The following is an 18715-nucleotide window of genomic DNA, read 5'->3' on the forward strand; positions in this document are numbered from 1 at the left end:
TTTAGTTCACCCTTTCTAATTTTTCATTGCTTGCTGCAATTAATAAGTTTAATTTGGTTAATGCTTTTCCAGAGTCAATGCTATGTGCCGCGAGTTTAATTCCTTCTTCAATCGTTTCCGTTTTTCCATTTGCGAAAAGAGCTAGACCTGCATTTAATAAAACTGTATCACGATAAACACTCTTTTCTCCGCTCAATACTTCAAGCGTAATCTTTGCATTTTCTTTTGAATTCCCCCCTCTAATTTCTTCATTTTTCACTCTTGAAAAACCATACTTTTCTGGATCAATACTCATTTCTACTATTTCATTATCTTTTAAAAGGACTACGTGATTTTCCCCTTGTAATGACGCTTCATCTAAAAAACCACTTCCATTTACGACAAGCGCTTGTTTCCGGCCTAACTTTTGTAATACTTCTGCAACTGGTAATAACATATCTCGTTTATAAATACCGACAAATTGTGTTTCTAAATTCACTGGATTTGTTAAAGGACCAATTAAATTAAAGATCGTCGGCACGTTTAACTCTTTTCTTATTTTCATAATGCGCCTTAGTGCTGGATGCATCACTGGTGCAAATAAAAATGCAATGCCCACATGCTCTAGTAAATAATCAATTTCGTTTGGCGTACTACTAATATTTACACCTAGTTCTTCTAATAAGTCTGCACTTCCTGTTTTACTAGAAACAGCACGATTACCATGTTTTGCAACCTTTACACCTGCTCCTGCCAGTACGAATGCTGATGTTGTGCTAATATTAAACGTTTGAGCACCGTCACCACCCGTCCCGCAATTGTCCATTGCTCCTTGTATATGGTTCGAAAACGGCAATGCCTTTTCGCGAAGAGCTTGAACGAGACCGTATATTTCTTCTGCAGTTTCACCTTTCGCTTTCAGTAAGACTAAGAAAGCTGCAATTTCACTTTCTAATATGTTTTCACTTAATAAAAGTAGTCCTGCTTTATACATTTCCTCTTCTGTTAAATGTTGACCCTCCACTAATTTACGAAGATAGTTATTCATACTCTTTCCTCCTCTTTTATTTCTGTTAAAAAGGCACGTATTAACTTTCCGCCTTCTTCTGTTGCGATTGATTCCGGATGAAACTGTAATCCGAAGAGCGGATAATAATTGTGACGGACTGCCATTATCTCTCCGTCGTCCATCGCTGTCGCTAATATGTCAAAACACTCTGGCAAGCTCGTTTGCTCTGCAACAAGGGAATGATAGCGCATTGCCGTTAGCGGCTGGGTAGCGTATGAAAAGATTGACGTTCCGTTATGTTTCACACGCGATGTTTTTCCATGTTTAATACATTCTGCTCTAACAATGTCTCCTCCAAATGCAGCTATGATCGCTTGGTGGCCAAGACAAATCCCTAATATGGGAACGTTCTTATAAAAATGACGGATGACGTCGATACAAATGCCAGCATCCTCTGGTTTTCCTGGTCCTGGTGAAAGTACAATTCCTCTTGGATTCACCTCTTCTAACTGTTCTATCGTTATTTCATCATTTCTTACAACTACAATTTCTTCTTCATGTTCGCCTAACAGTTGATACAAGTTATATGTGAACGAATCGTAATTATCGATAAGTACAATCATTTCATTACCTCCAAAAGCGCTCTCGCTTTATTTAATGTTTCTTCATATTCAGCTACTGGATCTGAATCGTAAACGACTCCTGCTCCTGCCTGAACATATGCTTTTTCATCCTTTACGACCATCGTTCGAATGGCGAGCGCCATATCAAGATTTCCTGAAAAACTAACGTATCCAACTGCACCAGCGTATACATTTCTTTTTTCATTTTCTAGTTCATTTATAATTTCCATCGCTCTAATTTTCGGAGCTCCAGAAACCGTCCCTGCTGGTAAGCAATACGCTAACGCATCAAATCCGCCCATTTGTTTTTGCAATGTTCCGTAAACTTCGGATACAATGTGCATAACGTGAGAATATTTTTCTACTTTCATATATTTATCTATCGTAACCGAGCCGATTTCACTCACTCTACCAATATCGTTTCGCCCAAGATCTACAAGCATCATATGCTCTGCTCGCTCTTTCTCATTGCCTAACAGTTCTTTTGCGATTTCCTCATCTTCCCTCTTCGTTTTCCCCCTCGGCCTTGTACCAGCAATTGGATTCGTCATCACTTTATCCTCCCTTACTGATAGTAAACTTTCCGGCGAGGAACCGAGTACAACATAATCTTGAAAATCGATATAGAACATATATGGTGATGGATTTGCAATTCGAAGTTTTCGATATAACGCGAATGGATCACCAATACATTCACTTTGTAAACGCTGTGACAGTACAACTTGGAATATGTCTCCCGCTCTTATATATTCTTTCGCCATTTCTACCATCTCACAAAACTCTTTTTCCGTTATAGAAGAAGTGAATGATAATGTGGATTGTATTGCATTTACTTCAGTTTCTTCTCCTTGTAGCACTTCCTCTTTGTATACTCGTAGCCTTTCGTATACTTCCTCATAATCTGCTGAATCATCTTCCCTGCATACATATACAAACGACAACCTTTGGCGTAAATGATCGTAAACGATAAACTCACGATATAGTAAGAGGTGTACTTCCGGAATATTTAATGGGTCGTGTAAATCCGCTCCAATGTTTTCATACTGCCGAATGACATCATATCCAATATAACCAACTGCTCCTCCGCAAAATGGAAATGGGCTGTCTACTTGTGATGGTGCGATTATTTCTTCTAACACTTGTAGTACGTTACCTTGTAACTTTTCTGCCCGGCCGAAAATCGTTCGTTCTACTTCCGTACCAACGCTTTTTACTTCTCCATAAGGATTACATCCTAAGTAAGAATAACGCCCTTTATCTTGATGAAGCTGTGAACTTTCTAATAAAAATTTCTTCTTTCCTTTCATACGTCTATATAAAGAAATTGGCGTAATGCTATCTCCTTCTTCTTCAGTAATTACTAAAAATGTCTTTCTCTCTCTTTTTTGTTTTATAAATTCTTCTTTCGTCATCATGTCCTTCACCTCACTCTGAAAAATAAAAAAGTCCCCTACATATCGAAAATATGTAGAGGACGATAAATATACCGCGGTACCACCTCGTGTTGGATGCAAAAGCATCCCGCTTTGTTCAGGTACAAATTTTATACCTTATCCTTGTAACGGCGGAACCCGGGTTGCCTACTAAAAATAATTGTTCAGCATACCTCTCGTAAGCCCATTCCGTATATGGCACCGTACCGGGCTCCCACCTATTCCCGGCTCTCTGTAACGTCTCCAATATACGTACTCTTCTTACTTAAACGATTTCATTTATTTAATTTTTTATACACAAAAAGGGAGTACTCATCCTATAGAAAGGACGGGTACTCCCGTGGTGCCACCTTAATTCGTTACAAATGTAACGCACTTTACCGTATCAAAAACAATACGTGTCTCTTGTATCGATGAGATCATGTCGCCAAAGCCTACTTCTTTCGTTTCGGTTTGGAAGCTCCGAAGCCCATTCCACATCAATTCCATACTGATTCGCACCAACCATCAGCTCTCTGACATGTTCATCATGTGTACTCTTCTTCATCAACGCTTGCATTTTTTTAAGTTGCACTCATTATAGACCTGACTTTTTTCACAAGTCAATACTTTTTTAAAAATTTTATTTTTCTTTCCTTTCAATATTATATTGACAAAACAACCTCTTTTTATGTAAATATAATAAATACTCTATTAAAAATAAGGTTTTTTGTATGAATATTATATATTAAAAAAGTAAAATGACATCAAAAAACGCTTACATTTCTGAAAATTCGTATTTCTATATGGATTTTTCAGAATAATCATGATAGATTATAAAGTGAAACTTTAATCAGTAGGGGGGTGTTCATCCCCACTGATTATTAGTTGAACCAATCGGGCATTTACGGACAGTTGATCTCCCACCTAACTTCCTTGCCCAGCCAATTTTAAGGTGGGAGTTTTGCTACCCGTTAATGCGGGATAAATATGCATAACGCATCAAAAGACCTGACAAAAGAAAGGGGAACTACATGAGTACGCAGATGTTAACTTTAACTTCTATCTCTATTTACATGCTCGGGATGTTAGTAATCGGCTATTTCGCCTACAAACGAACGTCCAACTTAACAGATTATATGCTTGGCGGGCGTACACTAGGCCCCGCAGTAACAGCATTAAGTGCTGGAGCATCCGATATGAGTGGTTGGCTTTTAATGGGATTACCCGGTGCAATGTTTAGCGTTGGATTAAGTAGTAGTTGGATTGCGATCGGCCTAACACTAGGCGCATATGCAAACTGGCTTTATGTCGCTCCTCGCTTACGTACCTACTCAGAAATTGCAAACAACTCTATTACTATTCCAGAATTTTTGGAACACCGTTTCCACGACAAATCTCATATGCTACGTTTAGTATCCGGACTTGTTATTATGATTTTCTTTACTTTTTATGTAGCTTCAGGATTAGTTTCAGGCGCTGTATTATTTGAAAATTCATTTGGCATGAACTATCATGTTGGATTATTCATTGTTGCAGGCGTTGTTGTCGCTTACACATTATTTGGTGGTTTCTTAGCAGTAAGTTGGACAGACTTCGTACAAGGAATCATTATGGTGGTCGCTCTTATTCTTGTTCCTATCGTAACAATTATGAATTCGAACGGACTTGGACCTGCATTTGATACAATTCGATCTGTAGATCCAACACGTCTAGATATTTTTAAAGGGGCCTCTACTTTAGGAATGATTTCTTTATTCGCATGGGGGCTTGGTTATGTTGGACAACCTCATATTATCGTACGCTTTATGGCGATTTCGTCCGTAAAAGAACTGAAAAGCGCACGAAGAATTGGTATGAGCTGGATGATTTTCTCTGTTGTCGGAGCTATGTTTACTGGTCTTATCGGTATTGCTTACTATTCACAACAAGAGTTAACATTATCTAACCCAGAAACAATTTTCCTTGAACTAGGAAAAATTTTATTCCATCCACTTATTACTGGATTCTTATTAGCCGCTATTTTAGCAGCGATTATGAGTACAATCTCATCTCAGTTACTTGTTACTTCAAGTGCAGTAACGGAAGACTTATATCGTACATTCTTTAAACGCTCTGCCTCTGATAAAGAGCTTGTATTTGTCGGTCGTATGGCTGTACTTGTTATTGCATTAGTTGGATGCGCTTTAGCGTTTAAACAAAATGATACAATTTTAGCTCTTGTTGGATACGCTTGGGCTGGGTTCGGTTCTTCATTTGGACCTGCTATTTTATTAAGCTTATATTGGAAACGTATGACGAAATGGGGCGCACTTGCCGGTATGATTTCTGGTGCCGCTACTGTTATTATATGGACTCAATTCAAATTCTTAAAAGATTTCTTATATGAAATGATTCCAGGTTTCGCTATTAGTTTACTAGCCATCGTAATTATTAGTTTACTAACACAACCTTCAAAAGAAGTTGAAGAGCAATTTGAGGATTTCGAAAAACAACATCGTCATAATTTATAAAAAAATCTCTGCTGTTATCATAACAGCAGAGATTTTTTACAGTTCGACAATCTTCTTATCAAATTTAACAAATTCTTTATGTTTCGTTAAATTTAACATAACACTACTCCTTTATAGTATGAGTATCAGCACTTATACAGAAAGGGGACTCCAACATGTTAGCAGCTTTCCAGCAACAACAAACACGAAAATTTTCACCTATCACAAATACTTCTGCGTCTTGTTTAAACATGCAACCTAACCCGCCTAAAATTTCAATTGCTCCTTCTGTTATTTCAGTCATCGGTGTTCATATGGAAAAACATAAATTAAAAATAAAAACAGGACAAAACATTGTGTTATCAGCTTCCATTTTACCAATACAAGCAACGAATAAAGAGCTTATTTGGTCAAATATGAATTCTGATATCATCACCATATATCCAAAAGGTGACACCGTGACGATTACTGGAAAAAGTGCAGGTAAAGCAGTCGTAATTGTCACAACTGCTGAAGGCAAATTTCGTGACCTATGTGTCATTCATGTACAACCTTATATGACAAATCCAAAGTAAAAGAGTGGCTTCATAGCCACTCTTTTACTTGATTTCAATATTTGAGTTTTTACTTTTTACAAGGTTAATAAAAAACTTGGATATAACCATACATCTTTTTTTGATGGAAATTCCACTAAACTTTCCCTCTCTTGATTTAAGTCAATGAATCTCCTCCTCTTCCCTATTACAATGAAAACAATATTAGAAAAGGAGGACGTATTATGACTGAACGAAAGTACGCCTTATTTGCTAGCACATCTCTTCTTGTTATGGCATTCATTGCATTTTTCTCTTACGGTTTTGTTCATGGAAACCTCGTTATACAAGGAGATGCGAGTACAACATTCCATAATATCCAAACTTCAAATTCACTTTTCAAAGCGGAAGTTTTTGGGTGGATTATCATTTTTATCACTGATATTGTCGCTGCGTGGGCTCTTTATTTCTTTCTAAAACCAATTCATACTAGCCTCTCATTACTAGCCGCTTTGCTTCGTCTTATGTATACAGCTGTACTTGGGATTGCTATATTCAATCTAATATTGGCATTATTGCTTTCAAAAAATACAATTGCAAATCCAGAAACATATACAATGTTGTTTCTCAGTGCATTCGAATACATTTGGTCTGTAGGATTGATCATTTTTGGATTGCATCTTTTCGTTTTAGGCTATGTAGCTTTTCTCTCTAAACAGATACCAAAGTTTATTAGTATACTGCTGTTCATTGCTGCTACCGGTTATATGCTAATTCACGTCATGAATACAATGTTTACACAATACGATACAATGATTTCAATCATGCAATCACTATTCCAATTACCTATGATTGCAGGTGAATTAGGACTTGCGATATGGCTACTATTGAAAGGTGGTAAACACTCTAATTAAGCCGTTTCTTAATTCTACTTAATGATTCTGGTGTCATGCCAAGATAGCTTGCTAGCTGATATTGTGGAACGCGATGAATTAAATACGGGCGTTTTCGTAACAATGTTTTATATCGCTCTTCTGGTGTCGATGAGATAAATACAGCAAGTCCATCTTGTACTTCACCGAAATTGTACTCGATCATTTTACGCGTCATTTCTTCTAATTGTGAATACTTATTATACATGTCCTTTTCACTATGTAGATCACCAACAACTACAGTACAATCTTCTAAACACGTTAACGTATATGATGAAGATTTATCTTGTTTATGATGGTTGAAATTCGAAATTGCCTGTTCTTCTGTATAAAAATTTGATGTAACTTCTTTCCCTGCTTCATCTATACTATGTTGCCTAACGCATCCTTTTAATACAAAATAACATTTTAACGGAACATTTCCTTGTCTTAGGAGCACTGTTCCTTTTTTATATTCTTCAATTTGTAATTCACTGAGGATCATTTGCTGCTCTTCTTCACTTAGTGTTGTAAATCCATTCATATACTTCTTTAATATTTCTTCCATTTTCCTCCCCCTTCTACACCCGTATTTCTATAAAACAAAAAGAGAAGTATCACAACTTCTCTTTTCTCCCCTAACACTATAATTCCTGTGTATACACCGGCTCGTTTACGACGTTTTTTGCTGTACGTTTTTGTTGCTGCAGTAAGAATACAGATACACCAAACAATACGAGCATGCTACCGATAATTTGCATTGCATTTAATTTTTCTCCAAGTAAGAAGAACGCAAGTATAGATGCTCCAACAGGTTCTCCTAAAATACTCATTGAAATTGTCGTTGCATTTACATAATTTAATAGCCAGTTATTAATTACATGTGACACTGTCGGCACAACCGCAAGTAAAAGAAAAACAGTCCAATCCCACTTCGTATAACCTGTAAAGGGTATTTGTAATATGACATTATAAATCCCCATAAAAAGACCTGCGAACGCAAAGACTGTAAAGCTATAAATCCAGTGCGATACTTTCTTCACTGTCGTTTGCCCGATAAATAAATAACCGACAACCGCTATTACACTTAGAAAGGATAATATGTCACCATAAATTGCTTGCTTACTTAAACCTAAATCTCCCCAACCAATGCACATTACTCCTAAAATAGCGATTCCCATCGTTGCAATGGCTGAATATGTTGTTCTTTCTTTAAATAGAAAAAAACCTCCAACTAAAGATACGATTGGTTGAAGCGCCAAAATAATTGTTGAACTAGCAACTGTTGTATGCTTTAAAGATTCAAACCATAAAAGAAAATGAAGTGCTAAAAAGAAACCAGATCCAATTAAAAAGCCCCAATCTTTCATTTGAATCCTATTAAATTCCTCTCTTTTTTTCCATACGATAGGCAGCATAATAAGTACGATAATCCATAAGCGGTACATACTTAATATTGAAGATGGTGCTGAGGACATCTTTACAAAAACTGCTGCAAAGGAAATGGCAATTATAGAAATAGCCAATGGTAGTGCGATTGATTTTTCTTGTTTCAAATCCTGTCTCCCCTCTCACCTGTCAAAAATCCCACTTCATTATATCCGTTTTCTTTCGTAACTTAAATACTAATTTTTTAGATTCTTCGTACCATTATGGTAAAATAGAAATTAAGGCACCAATTAGTGAATATTTCTTTCCTTTTCACTACAAGCGTCGCTCTTACAATCGTTACAGTAAATTTTTATTTAGGGGGATCTACATGAGTCAAACAATAGGGAGAATTGAAGAAATTTCATTTTATAGCGCATCACTTCAAGAAGATGTTACACTTCTCGTTTATTTACCAGTAAATTACACACCACTGCACAAACATACAGTTGTAATTGCACAAGATGGTAGAGATTATTTTCAGCTCGGTAAAGCGCACCGTGTAATTGAGCGCCTTCGTGAAACCGAAGAAATTGACCGTACAATTATTGTCGGTATTCCATATAAAAATGTACATGATCGTAAAGAAAAATATTTCCCAAATGAAGTGAAAAATGCTGCATATATTCGTTTCCTTGCTCATGAACTTGCACCATATATTGATGAAAATTATCCAACGTATCAAATGGGAAAAGGTCGTGTTTTAATTGGTGATTCTCTTGGCGGAACAGTTTCCTTTATGACTGCACTTATGTATCCGCATACATTCGGTAAAGTCGTTATGCAATCACCATTTGTGGATGAGACAGTGATGAACTTAGCAAAAGAATTCAAAGATCCACAGGCGTTAGAACTGTATCACGTCATCGGTACAGAAGAAACGGCTGTAAAGCGTACTGATGGACAAGTATCTGATTTCGTAGGGCCGAACCGTGAGTTAAATACGCTTCTTACAGATAGAAACTTCATCACGCATTACGAGGAATTTGAAGGCAATCATACTTGGAAATATTGGCAGACTGATTTACCGAAAGCCTTCTCTCATATTCTATCAATGAAATAATAGAGAGCAGTATTCAGAATAATTTGATATAATAGATAAAGAGATTTATTTATCTCAAAATCTAACTAGACTTACAAAGGGAGGAATTGGAACATGAAATTAGGCATTGTAATTTTTCCATCTAAAATGATTCAAGATAAAGCGAACGGATTGCGTAAACGTTATGACCCGCACTACGCATTAGTTCCGCCACATATTACATTGAAAACACCCTTTGAGGCGCAAGATGAACAATTAGAGTCGATTGTAAACGAGTTACATACAATCGCAAGTAAAACGAACCCTTTCACCCTTCATGTTGGGAAAGTTGGTTCTTTCGCACCTGTTAATAACGTCCTTTACTTTAAAGTAGAAAAAACACCTGAACTTACTTTCTTAAATGAAGAAATGCATAGCGGGTTATTCACGCAAGAACGCGAATATGCTTTCGTACCTCATTTAACAATCGGACAAGGCTTATCAGATGCAGAGCATGCTGATGTGTTGGGCCGATTACGTATGAAAGATTTCTATTACGAACAACCAATTGATCGTTTCCATCTTCTATATCAATTAGAAAATGGAACATGGACTGTACACGAAACATTCCGTCTTGGAAAGGGGAACAACTAATTTGCACGCACAGATTGTACAAACGGACGAACAACTAAGAGATGCATTCTCTGTACGTAAACAAGTGTTTGTAAATGAACAACATGTCTCTGCTGAAGAAGAGTACGATGAGTTTGAAGAAACTTCAACACACGTTGTTATATATGACAATGATGTTCCAGTTGGTGCTGGACGTTTTCGCATCCTTGATGGTATAGGAAAAATGGAACGCATTTGCGTGCTAAATTCCCATCGCAAAAAAGGGATTGGAAAAATTGTTATGGATTCGCTTGAAGCGTATGCAAAAGAAAATTCGCTACCAAAATTGAAACTTCACGCTCAAACACATGCTGAAGATTTCTATAAAAAACTTGGATATGTAACAAGTTCTGATGTATTTATGGAAGCAAATATCCCGCACGTCGTAATGATAAAAGAATTGTAATTTGAAAGCAGGAGGTGACCCCTCCTGTTTTTTTACATTGCTATTTTCTTTTTCTTCCGCTAAAGTTAAATGTTGATGCTATAGTTTTGAAGGTGAACATATGACACAAGAAAAATTTTCACAAAAATCGTTAACACACGCTGATATTCCGCGTGCGACATATCATATTCCGAAAACATCTACCCATTTAATTATGGAAGAAGATGTAGATGCGGCTTATTTCCGCGCTCTTGAACAACAAAATGTTTTTTTAAACGAAAAACAATTAGAAGCCGTGCGCACAACAGAAGGTCCTGTTCTTACACTAGCTGGTGCCGGAAGCGGGAAAACATCTGTTTTAACAACTCGCGTTGGTTATTTAGTAAATGTAAAACAAGTTCATCCACGAAATATTTTATTACTTACATTTACACAAAAAGCAGCTGAAGAAATACGAAGTCGTGTTGCGAAGTTACCAGGCATGAATCATGCAGCAAGTAGCTACGTAGTTGCTGGTACATTCCACTCTGTTTTCTTAAAATTGCTTCGTAGCCAAGGGTATAATCAGCAAATTTTAGCAAATGAAAAACATAAACAAATTATGATAAAGAAAATCTTAAAAGAATTGCGTTTAAAAGACGATTATGATGCGGAAACGATGCTCGCGATGATTTCACTTGAGAAAAACAAATTAAATCGTCCGAAAGATGTAAAAGCGAAAACACCAGTCGAACAAGAATTTAAAGAAGTATACGAACGTTTTGAAGAGGTAAAACAAAGATACAATTATATTGATTTCGATGACATCTTATTGGAAACATATTATATGTTAGAAAATAATGCTCCTTTACTAACTCAATTACAACAACGGTTTCACTACATTGAAGTAGATGAGTTTCAAGATACATCGTATGCACAATATGAAATCGTAAAATTGTTAGCCACGCCAAGAAATAATTTATTTATCGCAGGTGATGACGACCAGGCGATATACGGCTGGCGAGGAGCAAGTCACCAAATTATTTTATCTTTTCCAAAAGAATTTGATAACACAACAATCATTGCACTAAATACGAATTATCGATCCAATCCCTTTATCGTCGGGCTTGGAAATGAAGTTATAAAATTAAATCAAGAACGTTTTGATAAAGAGCTATACTCTGTTCGTGAGGAAGGTGTACAACCTTTTTATGCAAGACCTGCTACGACTCTTGACGAAGCAAATCAAATTTTGCAGCTTATTCAAGAAAAAGTAGAGAGTGGTGAACGTAACTTTAAAGATTTTTGTTTACTGTATCGCACACATTCTGTAAGTCGTTCGTTACTTGATCAGCTTACCATTCATAAAATCCCGTTTATTAAACACGGGGCGAGCCAATCATTTTATGAACATTCTTTAATCAAGCCTGTATTAGATCATTTAAGACTCGTGATTGAGCCGTTTCGACTAGAATCACTTTCAAACATATTGCCGACGATGTATATCGGACGTGATGATTGTATTTCATTTATTGAACGTGAACAATGGAAATATGGTGAGGGACGCTTCCCTTCTCTTCTTCATTTCTTACTATTAAATCCAAGCTTAAAACCTTTTCAAGTGAAAAAGGTAAATGAGCGCATCGATTTTATTAAGTTTATTAAAGAATTAGAACCGAAAAAAGCATTAAAAGAAATCATTCATGGTAAAGGAAAATATTTAGAGTACTTACAAAGTAACGATCGTTCTTCCTTTACGATGCATAAAGACATACAAGAAGAAATGTTGGAAGAATTAATGGAGTCTGCAACTCGTTTCACCGATATTCCAGCTTATTTACAATTTATCGACGAGGCGATTCAAGGTCAAAAAGAAATGGAAGCATTAAAAACAATGCCGCAAAAAGATGCCGTTTCACTTATGTCAATCCATAACGCAAAAGGCCTTGAATTTCCATGTGTCTTTTTACTTGGAGCAAGTGATGGAATCCTGCCTCATACTTCTTCTTTAAAAGATGCAAATGATCGTGTTACGGAAACTTCTGAAGCGTTAGAAGAAGAACGCCGATTACTGTATGTCGCCATTACACGTGCGAAAGAAGAACTTTATATTTCTTCTCCGCAATTTTTCAGAGGAAAGAAATTAGATATATCTCGTTTTTTATATACTGTGCGAAAAGATTTACCTGAAAAGACATCCACTAAATAAGGATGTCTTTTTTTATATCACGTTATGTACATCCCTCCTATATAAATTCCTTGTTTTTATCGTGAGAATTAACGTAATATCAGCCATATTCCACTCATATTGTAATAGTGTATGTCAGAACTCACGAGAAGGAGTGAACATAATGAGCTGCAATTGTAATGAAGATCATCAACATGAGTGTGATTTCAACTGTGTATCGAATGTTGTTCGTTTTATACATGAACTACAAGAATGTGCAACGACAACATGTGGATCTGGTTGCGAAGTTCCATTTTTAGGTGCACATAACAATGCATCAGTAGCGAATACACGTCCTTTTATTTTATACACAAAAACTGGAGAACCTTTTGAAGCATTTGCACCATCTTCAAGCCTTACTAGCTGCCGTTCTCCCATTTTCCGCGTAGAAAGTATAGATGATGATGACTGTGCTGTATTGCGTGTATTAACTGTAGTTTTAGGTGATGGTACCGCTGTACCACCTGGTGACGACCCAATCTGTACGTTTTTAGCTGTACCAAATGCAAGACTAATATCAACCTCCACTTGCATCACTGTTGATTTAAGTTGCTTCTGCGCTATTCAATGCTTACGCGATGTTTCTATTTAAAACTAAATAATGAGTTAAGCATGGATTGGGTGGCAGATAATTCTGCCACCCAATCCATGCTTAAAGAGTATTCTTATGTAAATTTCTTAAAATTGGGAACTTGTCTAGAACATAGAACCTGTCCTTTTCATTAACTGAAAGTAGAAACAGATAAAGGAGTGAAAAACATGTTCTCTTCTGATTGCGAATTTACTAAAATCGATTGCGAGGCGAAGCCAGCTAGTACACTACCTGCCTTTGGTTTTGCTTTCAACGCGTCTGCACCTCAGTTTGCTTCACTATTTACACCACTATTATTACCTAGCGTAAGTCCAAACCCAAATATTACTGTTCCTGTAATAAATGATACAGTAAGTGTCGGAGATGGCATTCGAATTCTACGAGCTGGTATTTATCAAATCAGTTATACATTAACAATTAGTCTTGATAACTCACCTGTTGCACCAGAAGCTGGTCGTTTCTTCTTATCATTAAATACACCAGCTAATATTATTCCTGGATCAGGTACAGCAGTTCGTTCTAACGTTATTGGTACTGGTGAAGTAGACGTATCCAGCGGTGTTATTCTTATTAACTTAAATCCTGGTGACTTAATTCAAATTGTGCCAGTTCAGTTAATTGGAACTGTAGACATTCGTGCTGCAGCATTAACAGTTGCACAAATTAGCTAGTAAAAAGCGGTATTTCTAATACAGAAATACCGCTTTTTATATATAATAAAAAACACTCACAGTAGCATGAGTGTTTCATTCTTCATATTGTTTTATTGTGTTCTTCTTTTTCCCACAATTGCATCCCTTTTTCTTCACAAACCCTTGTTGTTGTAATTGTTCTTGATATGCCTGTTGTTGTGCTTGGTGTTGTTGCTGTATATGATACCACTGCTGCAGGTCATATGAATTTTGCCTTGGATTATTGCTCACAGCAAACATCTCCTCTACTGTCAATTCTGTCTATTTACTATATGAACAACTCTTTATTTCCGTTCCCTCATTCTTTTAAACTCCGCTTTTTCTCTTATTATGAAAATATATTATTCTCCCATAAAATATCCTGTAATCGTTTCAATGATTGCTGCTGCTCCTGCAATGGCTAATAATGCAAGTAACGGTTCTGCAACGATAGGAATCCAATTATATAAGACTAATAAAAAAGCACTAACCCATACACCTGTACACCAATAACAGCTTAACAATTCGCCAATCCACTTTCTTAATCCTTTACCTTTCACTTTTGTAAACGTTGATACACTTCCATCCGGCTCCGTAATCTCTAATTCATCAATAAATGGTCTTCGCAAAAAGGCTGTAATTTTATCATAAACAATTAAACGAGTGAGCCTAAAAGCAGCTAACGCAAAAATAAAAAATAAAAGCCAGCTTGTAAACAGCATGATTCCACCTTCCCTTATCCTCTTTCGCCTATTTAAAAAAAAAGGTCTTGAGATTGTGACCAAATCTCCTCGACTCCAATATCTTATTAATGTAAATACAAACAAGAAGATAAGGAGTGACATTAATGAGTTGTAACGAAAATAAACACCATGGCTCTTCTCATTGTGTAGTTGACGTTGTAAAATTCATCAATGAATTACAAGATTGTTCTACAACAACATGTGGATCTGGTTGTGAAATCCCATTCTTAGGTGCACACAATACTGCATCAGTAGCTAATACACGCCCTTTTATTTTATACACAAAAACTGGAGAACCTTTTGAAGCATTTGCACCATCATCAAGCCTTACTAGCTGCCGTTCTCCAATTTTCCGTGTGGAAAGTGTAGATGACGATAGCTGTGCTGTACTACGTGTATTAACTGTAGTTTTAGGTGACAGTTCTCCGGTACCACCTGGTGACGATCCAATTTGTACGTTTTTAGCTGTACCAAATGCAAGATTAATATCTACAACTACTTGCATTACTGTTGATTTAAGCTGTTTCTGTGCGATTCAATGCTTACGCGACGTTTCTATCGTAAAGTAAACTAAAAAACTATTGGGGTGGTAGAAGCTTTCTACCACCTTTACATATTTAAAAACCGGCCATACTAATCGATTGGATATCATCTATAGACAGCCTAATATCTCTCATACTATTTTGCGGCATAATAGATACAATGCCATTTCGATACGATATGATCGATCCAACATATGAGACTGTAGCTGTTTTTATTCTGCACCTTACTTTCGGAATGTAATGAGGGCGGTTTAGTAAAAAATGAATTTTTTCATCATTATTCATATCCTTAAATGATTTATTATACGGGACAGTTCTTACTGGTTCTGGTTCTTGCTCTTCTTGCTCTTCTTGCTCTTCTTGTTCTGCGTGTTCTTCTTTTTCTTCTATTTTTTCTTCCACTTGCTGCTCTTCTTGTTGTTCTTGTTCTATTACCTCTTCCACAGCACTACTTACAATATTTTCTTGTCTATTACTTTTCTCTTTTTGATCTTCATTTTCAAAGTTTGTCAGGATAATCCTTTTTATTTTCGGTGCAGCAAGTTCTAAACTTACTTGCGTGATATATAACAACGGTTTTCCAACTGTTGAACTTTTATTTTTATTCTTCACACTCGTCCCTCCCACTTCCATACGTAGCTAAATAAATCGTGTACTATTATAGTTATATTCATCACCTGATAAGAACTTTCGTTAAAAATCGTTCTTTCTCAGAACAAATAAAAAGGACAATCTCATCATTTAGAGATTGTCCTTTAAAATTTAATATTATATTTATCCTAGGATATGATACCCTGAATCAACGTGAATGTTTTCTCCTGTTACACCTCGAGCTAAATCACTGAATAGGAATACTGCTGTATCGCCAACTTCTTCTTGCGTTGTTGTGCGACGAAGTGGTGCGCGCTCCTCAATTTCTCTTAAGATTGAGTTGAAATCGCCTACACCTTTTGCAGATAACGTACGAATTGGTCCTGCAGAAATAGCGTTAACACGAATACCGTGTTGACCTAAATCGTTCGCTAAATATTTCACGCTCGCTTCTAATGAAGCTTTCGCAACACCCATAACGTTATAATTTTTCACAACGCGCTCGCCGCCAAGGTATGTTAACGTTAAAATATTTCCGCCTTCTGTCATTACTTTTTTTGCTTCTCTTGCTACAGCTGTTAAAGAGAATGCACTAATATTTTGTGCAAGTAAAAATCCATCGCGAGAAGTATCTACAAATTCACCTTTTAAGTCATCGCGATTTGCAAAAGCAATACAATGTGCTACACCGTGAATAGTACCTACTTCTTGTTTAATTGTTTCAAAGCAAGCTGTAAGTTCCTCATCATTCGTTACATCACAAGGTAATACAAGTGATTCTTGTCCTTCTAATGTGTCCGCTAATTCACGAACGTTTCTTTCTAAACGTTCTCCTGCATATGTGAATATTAATTTTGCACCTGCATTATGCAAAGAGCGAGCTATTCCCCATGCAATACTTCTTTGGTTCGCAACGCCCATAACAACAAATGTTTTCCCTTGTAATAGTTCCATGATATATCCTCCCAGAAATACTTATACTTGTTATTAGTACCTGATACTATAATTATAGTACCATAAAACCGCTTAAAGGCAAACAAAAAAGTCATTAACAGAAATTTGTTAATGACTTTTGGTTTCTATAAAAAACCGCTCTAATCCTTCTTCCCAAGACGGCATTTGTGAAAAACCATTTAATCTTAGCATGTTATGTTGAAAAATAGAATATTTGGGCCTCGCAGCCGCAGCCCCGAATTCTTCCGTTGAAACAGGTAATACATGCACTTTCATATTGGCGTACGAAAATATCTTTTGTGCAAATTCAAACCAAGAGCATGAGCCTCTGTTTGATACGTGGTATGTACCGTATAAAGAAGTATGAATGAGCTTATTAATAACCATATTCAAATCCGCCACATACGTAGGAGAGCCAACTTGATCCGCTACAACAGATATTTCATCTCTTTCTTTTCCTAATCGCATCATCGTTTTCACAAAATTATTCCCATATTTACCATATAGCCACGATGTGCGAACGATAAAATATTTATTATGTAACTCTTTGACGAACTGCTCCCCCGCATACTTAGAGGCCCCATATATATTTATCGGTGCTGGACTATGAAATTCGTCGTATCCATCTGGTCTGGCGCCTTGAAATACATAATCAGTACTAATATAAACTAGCTTCGCCCCTACTAATTGTGAAGCAACCGCTACATTTCGAGCTCCGATTGCATTTATTCTATATGCAAGATCCTGTTCTTTCTCCGCATGATCTACTTTCGTATAGGCAGCACAATGAATAATTATATGTGGTTTTATTTCTTGTACCACTTGTTGTATTCGGGATATATTTGTCACATCTAATAACTTTTTATCAAATGGATATATATCATATTCTTCAGAGTCTAACTCTTCAAATAGTTGCTTTCCTAATTGACCGTTTGCTCCTGTTATGATAACCCTCTCTTTCATTTAACATGCCCCTTACTGGTCTTTTAGTGGTTTCCACCATTCCTTATTCTTTTCATACCATTTCACCGTCTCTTGTAATCCTTGTTCAAACGTATATTTCGGTTCCCAATCAAATTCATTCTTCATTTTCTCTGCATCAATCGCATAACGACGATCGTGCCCTAAACGATCTGTAACATATTCAATGTCTTTTTTTGTTTTTCCTAAAAGAGTAATAATTTGTTCCACAACTTCTACATTTGTTTTTTCATTATTTCCACCTATATTATATACTTCTCCGACACGTCCCTTATGCAAAACAACGTCAATCGCACTGCAATGATCCGTTACATGTAACCAATCTCTTACATTTAAACCATCACCATATAACGGTAGTTTTTTTCCTTCTAGTGCATTCGTAACCATTAATGGAATTAATTTTTCAGGATACTGGTACGGTCCATAATTGTTAGAACAACGCGTTACTATAACCGGTAATTGATATGTTTTATAGTAAGATAGAGCTATCATGTCCGCGCTCGCCTTACTTGAAGAATATGGACTATTTGGAGCTAACGGCGTTTTCTCTGTGAACTTCCCTGTTTTTCCTAAAGAGCCATACACTTCATCCGTTGATACTTGCACAAGTTTTATATGCGAATATTTTTTAACTAGTTCTAATAAAGTGACCGTCCCAATTACATTTGTATCATAAAAAGGAATCGGATTTTCAATACTACGGTCCACATGTGATTCAGCTGCAAAATTTACAATCACTTGTACGTCCCGCTCTTTTATAACGTGTTCTAATAGCTCTCCATTTTGAATTTCTCCCTTTACAAAAAAGTAATTCGGGTGATCCTGAAGAGATTTTACGTTATTTAAATTCCCGCTATATGTTAATGCATCGTAATTAATAATTTTATATGTTTCATAACTTTGTAGCATGTAATGAACGAAATTACTTCCAATAAATCCAGCCCCACCTGTTACTAATATATTCATAAAC

General features: G+C 36.4%; 21 protein-coding genes and 2 other annotated features. Of the genes, 10 read left to right on the plus strand and 11 right to left on the minus strand.

Annotated features, from left to right (window positions below; all coding sequences use genetic code 11):
* Position 1 precedes the first annotated feature (1 nt).
* The 3 genes from trpD to trpE are packed head-to-tail and all read right to left on the minus strand — an operon-like array spanning position 2 to position 3026.
* Positions 2 to 1027: an anthranilate phosphoribosyltransferase gene (gene trpD, locus GBN91_RS09350; RefSeq protein ID WP_152121404.1), complete on the minus strand. Its 1026-nt coding sequence runs from the start codon at positions 1025 to 1027 to the stop codon at positions 2 to 4.
* Complete coding sequence (locus GBN91_RS09355) at positions 1024 to 1611, minus strand: aminodeoxychorismate/anthranilate synthase component II (protein ID WP_000636322.1); 588 nt, start codon at positions 1609 to 1611, stop codon at positions 1024 to 1026. The genes trpD and GBN91_RS09355 overlap by 4 nt, the downstream gene beginning before the upstream one ends.
* The gene (gene trpE, locus GBN91_RS09360; RefSeq protein ID WP_152121405.1) at positions 1608 to 3026 is read right to left on the minus strand and encodes an anthranilate synthase component I; all 1419 of its coding nucleotides are present in this window, start codon (positions 3024 to 3026) and stop codon (positions 1608 to 1610) included. Before trpE ends, GBN91_RS09355 begins: the two co-directional genes overlap by 4 nt.
* Before the next feature lie 52 nt (positions 3027 to 3078).
* Positions 3079 to 3323 (minus strand) — a binding site (T-box leader).
* Positions 3324 to 3365: 42 nt separating this feature from the next.
* Positions 3366 to 3603: a binding site (T-box leader), on the minus strand.
* Positions 3604 to 4057: 454 nt separating this feature from the next.
* Between trpE and putP the strand changes: the two genes are divergently transcribed.
* The 3 genes from putP (at position 4058) to GBN91_RS09375 (ending at position 6962) form a co-directional block, all read left to right on the plus strand.
* Positions 4058 to 5536: a sodium/proline symporter PutP gene (gene putP / locus GBN91_RS09365; protein WP_000107209.1), complete on the plus strand. Its 1479-nt coding sequence runs from the start codon at positions 4058 to 4060 to the stop codon at positions 5534 to 5536.
* Between the two features lie 155 nt (positions 5537 to 5691).
* Positions 5692 to 6090, plus strand: coding sequence for an Ig-like domain-containing protein (locus tag GBN91_RS09370; RefSeq protein ID WP_000878734.1), 399 nt, complete (start codon positions 5692 to 5694; stop codon positions 6088 to 6090).
* 203 nt (positions 6091 to 6293) lie between these two features.
* The gene (locus GBN91_RS09375) at positions 6294 to 6962 is read left to right on the plus strand and encodes a DUF4386 domain-containing protein (RefSeq protein WP_152121406.1); all 669 of its coding nucleotides are present in this window, start codon (positions 6294 to 6296) and stop codon (positions 6960 to 6962) included.
* Here the strand turns inward: GBN91_RS09375 and GBN91_RS09380 are convergent.
* Both GBN91_RS09380 and GBN91_RS09385 read right to left on the minus strand, forming a co-directional pair.
* Positions 6955 to 7527, minus strand: a complete 573-nt coding sequence (locus GBN91_RS09380; RefSeq protein WP_152121407.1) for a Crp/Fnr family transcriptional regulator — start codon at positions 7525 to 7527, stop codon at positions 6955 to 6957. The genes GBN91_RS09375 and GBN91_RS09380 overlap by 8 nt on opposite strands.
* A 76-nt stretch (positions 7528 to 7603) precedes the next feature.
* Positions 7604 to 8515, minus strand: coding sequence for a DMT family transporter (locus GBN91_RS09385; protein WP_152121408.1), 912 nt, complete (start codon positions 8513 to 8515; stop codon positions 7604 to 7606).
* 203 nt (positions 8516 to 8718) lie between these two features.
* On the opposite strand from GBN91_RS09385, the gene GBN91_RS09390 reads away from it, so the two are divergent.
* From GBN91_RS09390 to exsF, 6 genes are all read left to right on the plus strand, one after another.
* Positions 8719 to 9450 carry an alpha/beta hydrolase gene (locus tag GBN91_RS09390; protein ID WP_000084013.1) on the plus strand — a complete coding sequence of 244 codons (732 nt, stop codon included), beginning with the start codon at positions 8719 to 8721 and terminating at the stop codon, positions 9448 to 9450.
* Between the two features lie 93 nt (positions 9451 to 9543).
* Positions 9544 to 10062: a YjcG family protein gene (locus GBN91_RS09395; RefSeq protein WP_000765863.1), complete on the plus strand. Its 519-nt coding sequence runs from the start codon at positions 9544 to 9546 to the stop codon at positions 10060 to 10062.
* Position 10063: 1 nt separating this feature from the next.
* Positions 10064 to 10486 carry a GNAT family N-acetyltransferase gene (locus GBN91_RS09400; RefSeq protein ID WP_086389268.1) on the plus strand — a complete coding sequence of 141 codons (423 nt, stop codon included), beginning with the start codon at positions 10064 to 10066 and terminating at the stop codon, positions 10484 to 10486.
* Positions 10487 to 10586: 100 nt separating this feature from the next.
* Complete coding sequence (locus GBN91_RS09405; protein WP_000191204.1) at positions 10587 to 12653, plus strand: ATP-dependent helicase; 2067 nt, start codon at positions 10587 to 10589, stop codon at positions 12651 to 12653.
* A gap of 142 nt (positions 12654 to 12795) precedes the next feature.
* Positions 12796 to 13263 (plus strand): spore coat protein CotY, encoded by a 468-nt coding sequence (cotY, locus tag GBN91_RS09410; RefSeq protein ID WP_001277719.1) that lies wholly within the window; start codon positions 12796 to 12798, stop codon positions 13261 to 13263.
* A 167-nt stretch (positions 13264 to 13430) separates the two neighbouring features.
* The gene (exsF, locus tag GBN91_RS09415; protein ID WP_000492939.1) at positions 13431 to 13934 is read left to right on the plus strand and encodes an exosporium protein ExsF; all 504 of its coding nucleotides are present in this window, start codon (positions 13431 to 13433) and stop codon (positions 13932 to 13934) included.
* Between the two features lie 75 nt (positions 13935 to 14009).
* On the opposite strand, the gene GBN91_RS09420 is transcribed toward exsF, so the two are convergent.
* Together GBN91_RS09420 and GBN91_RS09425 are read right to left on the minus strand one after the other, a co-directional pair.
* Positions 14010 to 14195 (minus strand): hypothetical protein, encoded by a 186-nt coding sequence (locus tag GBN91_RS09420; RefSeq protein WP_029948404.1) that lies wholly within the window; start codon positions 14193 to 14195, stop codon positions 14010 to 14012.
* 101 nt (positions 14196 to 14296) lie between these two features.
* Positions 14297 to 14656: a DUF1360 domain-containing protein gene (locus GBN91_RS09425; protein ID WP_000899662.1), complete on the minus strand. Its 360-nt coding sequence runs from the start codon at positions 14654 to 14656 to the stop codon at positions 14297 to 14299.
* Between the two features lie 125 nt (positions 14657 to 14781).
* On the opposite strand from GBN91_RS09425, the gene exsY reads away from it, so the two are divergent.
* Complete coding sequence (gene exsY / locus GBN91_RS09430) at positions 14782 to 15246, plus strand: exosporium assembly protein ExsY (RefSeq protein WP_001277744.1); 465 nt, start codon at positions 14782 to 14784, stop codon at positions 15244 to 15246.
* A 48-nt stretch (positions 15247 to 15294) separates the two neighbouring features.
* Here the strand turns inward: exsY and GBN91_RS09435 are convergent, their stop codons facing one another.
* The 4 genes from GBN91_RS09435 to rfbB all read right to left on the minus strand — a co-directional run bounded on the left by GBN91_RS09435 (position 15295) and on the right by rfbB (position 18711).
* The gene (locus GBN91_RS09435) at positions 15295 to 15852 is read right to left on the minus strand and encodes a spore coat CotO family protein (RefSeq protein WP_076876595.1); all 558 of its coding nucleotides are present in this window, start codon (positions 15850 to 15852) and stop codon (positions 15295 to 15297) included.
* Positions 15853 to 15993: 141 nt separating this feature from the next.
* Positions 15994 to 16764 (minus strand): enoyl-ACP reductase FabI, encoded by a 771-nt coding sequence (gene fabI / locus GBN91_RS09440; RefSeq protein WP_000421886.1) that lies wholly within the window; start codon positions 16762 to 16764, stop codon positions 15994 to 15996.
* Between the two features lie 108 nt (positions 16765 to 16872).
* Positions 16873 to 17727 (minus strand): dTDP-4-dehydrorhamnose reductase, encoded by an 855-nt coding sequence (rfbD, locus tag GBN91_RS09445; RefSeq protein WP_000664652.1) that lies wholly within the window; start codon positions 17725 to 17727, stop codon positions 16873 to 16875.
* 12 nt (positions 17728 to 17739) lie between these two features.
* Complete coding sequence (gene rfbB, locus GBN91_RS09450) at positions 17740 to 18711, minus strand: dTDP-glucose 4,6-dehydratase (RefSeq protein WP_001024166.1); 972 nt, start codon at positions 18709 to 18711, stop codon at positions 17740 to 17742.
* Between the last annotated feature and the right edge of the window lie 4 nt (positions 18712 to 18715).

Source organism: Bacillus sp. B1-WWTP-T-0.5-Post-4 (assembly GCF_009183795.1).
Classification (GTDB): Bacteria; Bacillota; Bacilli; order Bacillales; family Bacillaceae_G; genus Bacillus_A; species Bacillus_A cereus.

Coding starts and splice junctions, on each gene's coding strand:
- GBN91_RS09405 (WP_000191204.1), top strand. CDS start 10,587: ATGACACAAGAAAAATTTTCACAAAAATCGTTAACACACGCTGATATT.
- rfbD (WP_000664652.1), bottom strand. CDS start 17,727: ATGAAAGAGAGGGTTATCATAACAGGAGCAAACGGTCAATTAGGAAAG.
- putP (WP_000107209.1), top strand. CDS start 4,058: ATGAGTACGCAGATGTTAACTTTAACTTCTATCTCTATTTACATGCTC.
- GBN91_RS09375 (WP_152121406.1), top strand. CDS start 6,294: ATGACTGAACGAAAGTACGCCTTATTTGCTAGCACATCTCTTCTTGTT.
- GBN91_RS09435 (WP_076876595.1), bottom strand. CDS start 15,852: ATGGAAGTGGGAGGGACGAGTGTGAAGAATAAAAATAAAAGTTCAACA.
- GBN91_RS09370 (WP_000878734.1), top strand. CDS start 5,692: ATGTTAGCAGCTTTCCAGCAACAACAAACACGAAAATTTTCACCTATC.
- cotY (WP_001277719.1), top strand. CDS start 12,796: ATGAGCTGCAATTGTAATGAAGATCATCAACATGAGTGTGATTTCAAC.
- trpE (WP_152121405.1), bottom strand. CDS start 3,026: ATGATGACGAAAGAAGAATTTATAAAACAAAAAAGAGAGAGAAAGACA.
- GBN91_RS09390 (WP_000084013.1), top strand. CDS start 8,719: ATGAGTCAAACAATAGGGAGAATTGAAGAAATTTCATTTTATAGCGCA.
- trpD (WP_152121404.1), bottom strand. CDS start 1,027: ATGAATAACTATCTTCGTAAATTAGTGGAGGGTCAACATTTAACAGAA.
- GBN91_RS09395 (WP_000765863.1), top strand. CDS start 9,544: ATGAAATTAGGCATTGTAATTTTTCCATCTAAAATGATTCAAGATAAA.
- GBN91_RS09420 (WP_029948404.1), bottom strand. CDS start 14,195: ATGTTTGCTGTGAGCAATAATCCAAGGCAAAATTCATATGACCTGCAG.
- rfbB (WP_001024166.1), bottom strand. CDS start 18,711: ATGAATATATTAGTAACAGGTGGGGCTGGATTTATTGGAAGTAATTTC.
- fabI (WP_000421886.1), bottom strand. CDS start 16,764: ATGGAACTATTACAAGGGAAAACATTTGTTGTTATGGGCGTTGCGAAC.
- exsF (WP_000492939.1), top strand. CDS start 13,431: ATGTTCTCTTCTGATTGCGAATTTACTAAAATCGATTGCGAGGCGAAG.
- exsY (WP_001277744.1), top strand. CDS start 14,782: ATGAGTTGTAACGAAAATAAACACCATGGCTCTTCTCATTGTGTAGTT.
- GBN91_RS09380 (WP_152121407.1), bottom strand. CDS start 7,527: ATGGAAGAAATATTAAAGAAGTATATGAATGGATTTACAACACTAAGT.
- GBN91_RS09355 (WP_000636322.1), bottom strand. CDS start 1,611: ATGATTGTACTTATCGATAATTACGATTCGTTCACATATAACTTGTAT.
- GBN91_RS09425 (WP_000899662.1), bottom strand. CDS start 14,656: ATGCTGTTTACAAGCTGGCTTTTATTTTTTATTTTTGCGTTAGCTGCT.